The 2463-nt window shown below is 43.1% G+C and carries 2 protein-coding genes; both read left to right on the plus strand.

Annotated elements, in window-relative coordinates; translation table 11 throughout:
- Positions 1 to 285 precede the first annotated feature (285 nt).
- Positions 286 to 1563 (plus strand): adenosylhomocysteinase, encoded by a 1278-nt coding sequence (gene ahcY / locus PL9631_RS03495; protein WP_083617002.1) that lies wholly within the window; start codon positions 286 to 288, stop codon positions 1561 to 1563.
- A 178-nt stretch (positions 1564 to 1741) separates the two neighbouring features.
- The gene (locus PL9631_RS03500; RefSeq protein WP_083617006.1) at positions 1742 to 2350 is read left to right on the plus strand and encodes a DedA family protein; all 609 of its coding nucleotides are present in this window, start codon (positions 1742 to 1744) and stop codon (positions 2348 to 2350) included.
- Positions 2351 to 2463: the final 113 nt, after the last annotated feature.

Below are 2463 nucleotides of genomic sequence, written 5' to 3' on the forward strand. Positions count from 1 at the left end.
CCAATTATACACCATCTGTAGGGGCGAACGGCCGTTCGCCCCTACTAGATATGGTTGTTTTGCGTAAGTCCTGAATCCCTTTTTCCGGTTGCCTCTGGCCTAATGACAAGTTTCGCGTTAGGCTTTATGTTAATAAATTGCAACAATTGCTAATTTTGACGAGGAACCCTCGGTTGCATGGGGACGTCACCAATGGAATGCTTGAGTTAGGCCCCGTGTGCCGGATGACTGAGGCATTCTCAAAGAAACTGGAAATAATTTTTCTGTCTAGGAAACAACTACAAAATGACTGCAACAACTGTCCGTATTAACTACGAAATCAAAGACCCCTCCCTCGCCCCCAAAGGTAAACAACGGATTGAATGGGCCGGCCGTGAAATGCCTGTGCTGCGCTTGATTCAAGAACGTTTTGCCAAAGAAAAACCCTTTGCTGGCCTGCGTTTGGCCGCCTGTTGCCACGTGACCACCGAAACCGCCCATTTAGCCATCGCCCTGAAATTGGGTGGCGCCGATGCGGTGTTAATTGCCAGTAACCCTCTATCTACCCAGGATGATGTTGCAGCGAGTTTAGTTGTTGACTACGGAATTCCGGTCTATGCGATTAAAGGGGAAGACGCCGAAACCTATACTCGCCACGTTCAAATTGCTTTAGATCATCGTCCTAATATTATTATTGATGATGGTAGCGATGTGGTGGCAACCTTAATTCAAGAACGCCAACACCAAATTCCCGACTTGATTGGGACAACCGAAGAAACCACCACCGGAATTGTGCGTTTAAGAGCGATGTTGAGAGATGGGGTTTTAACCTTCCCCGCCATGAACGTCAACGATGCCGATACTAAGCATTTCTTTGATAACCGTTATGGGACTGGTCAATCTACCCTAGATGGGATTATCCGCGCCACTAACGTCCTGTTAGCGGGTAAAAATATTGTGGTGGCTGGTTATGGTTGGTGCGGCAAGGGTACAGCCCTGCGGGCACGCGGTTTAGGCGCTAATGTGATTGTAACCGAAATTGACCCGGTGCGGGCAATTGAAGCGGTGATGGACGGTTTCCGGGTGATGCCGATGGATGAAGCTGCATCGGTGGGAGATTTATTTATTACTGTTACTGGGAATAAGCACGTTATTCGCGGCGAACATTTTGACATCATGAAAGATGGCGCCATGGTTTGTAATTCAGGTCACTTTGATATTGAAATTGACCTGAAAACCTTGGGAGAAAAAGCTACAGAAGTTAAAGAAGTTCGTAACTTTACCCAAGAATATAAACTCAAAAACGGTAAATCCGTTGTGGTCTTGGGAGAAGGTCGTTTAATTAACTTAGCAGCCGCCGAAGGACATCCTAGCGCGGTGATGGATATGAGTTTTGCTAACCAAGCTTTAGCTTGTGAACATTTGGTGAAAAACCAAGGCAAATTAGAACCGGGAATTCATTCTATTCCGGCGAATCTGGACAAAGAAATTGCTCGTTTGAAACTGGATGCTATGGGAATTAAAGTTGATAGCTTGACCCCAGAACAAATTGAGTATGTTAACTCTTGGACATCGGGAACATAAATCAGTTTAGGACTTACGCAAAGAAACCGGGTTTCTACGAAAAATATGAAGGTTTTTCGCTAGATATCTAAGAAGAAACCCGGTTTCTGAGATAGATTTTTAAGCCCCCCTTTAAACCGGGTTTCTGAACCTGAAGCCCGGTTTTTGAATGACTAAAAACTTAATTTAAGAAAAGATTATGGTTGAATGGATTACTAATACAATGAGTTCCTTGGGGTATCTAGGAATTGGATTATTAATGTTTTTAGAAAATCTATTTCCGCCTATTCCTTCTGAGTTAATTATGCCCTTAGCCGGTTTTACGGTATCTCGGGGGGAAATGCAATTTTTTCCGGCGGTTTTAGCGGGAGTTGTCGGAACAATATTAGGGGCGTTTCCTTGGTATTATGCGGGTAAATTCTTTGGGGAAGAACGGTTAAGAGATTTAGCCGATAAATACGGAAAATGGATTACAGTGACCGGAAAAGATATTGATAAAGCCAATAATTGGTTTACTCGATATGGCGGAATGGCTGTTTTTTTATGTCGTTTAGTTCCCGGGGTGAGAACCTTAATTTCTTTACCTGCGGGTCTAAATAATATGCCGTTAACTCCTTTCATTATCTATTCTACCATTGGTACAACTCTTTGGGTGACTTTTTTAACCGGAGCCGGGTATTTATTAGGAGACCATTATGAGTTGGTTGAAGAATATATAGGCCCTATTTCTAAGATTGCGTTATTAAGTTTAGTCATTGGTTTTGGTCTTTGGGTACTTCGCAAAAATATGAGAAAAAGCGCGGAATAGTAGAGACGTGCCACGGCGCGTCTCCATCAGTTATCAGTTTATTACCTATTACCTATTACCTATTACCTATTACCTATTACCTATTACCTATTACCTATTACCTATTACCTATT

It is taken from the genome of Planktothrix paucivesiculata PCC 9631 (genome assembly GCF_900009265.2).
Taxonomy (GTDB): Bacteria; Cyanobacteriota; Cyanobacteriia; order Cyanobacteriales; family Microcoleaceae; genus Planktothrix; species Planktothrix paucivesiculata.

Coding starts and splice junctions, on each gene's coding strand:
- ahcY (WP_083617002.1), top strand. CDS start 286: ATGACTGCAACAACTGTCCGTATTAACTACGAAATCAAAGACCCCTCC.
- PL9631_RS03500 (WP_083617006.1), top strand. CDS start 1,742: ATGGTTGAATGGATTACTAATACAATGAGTTCCTTGGGGTATCTAGGA.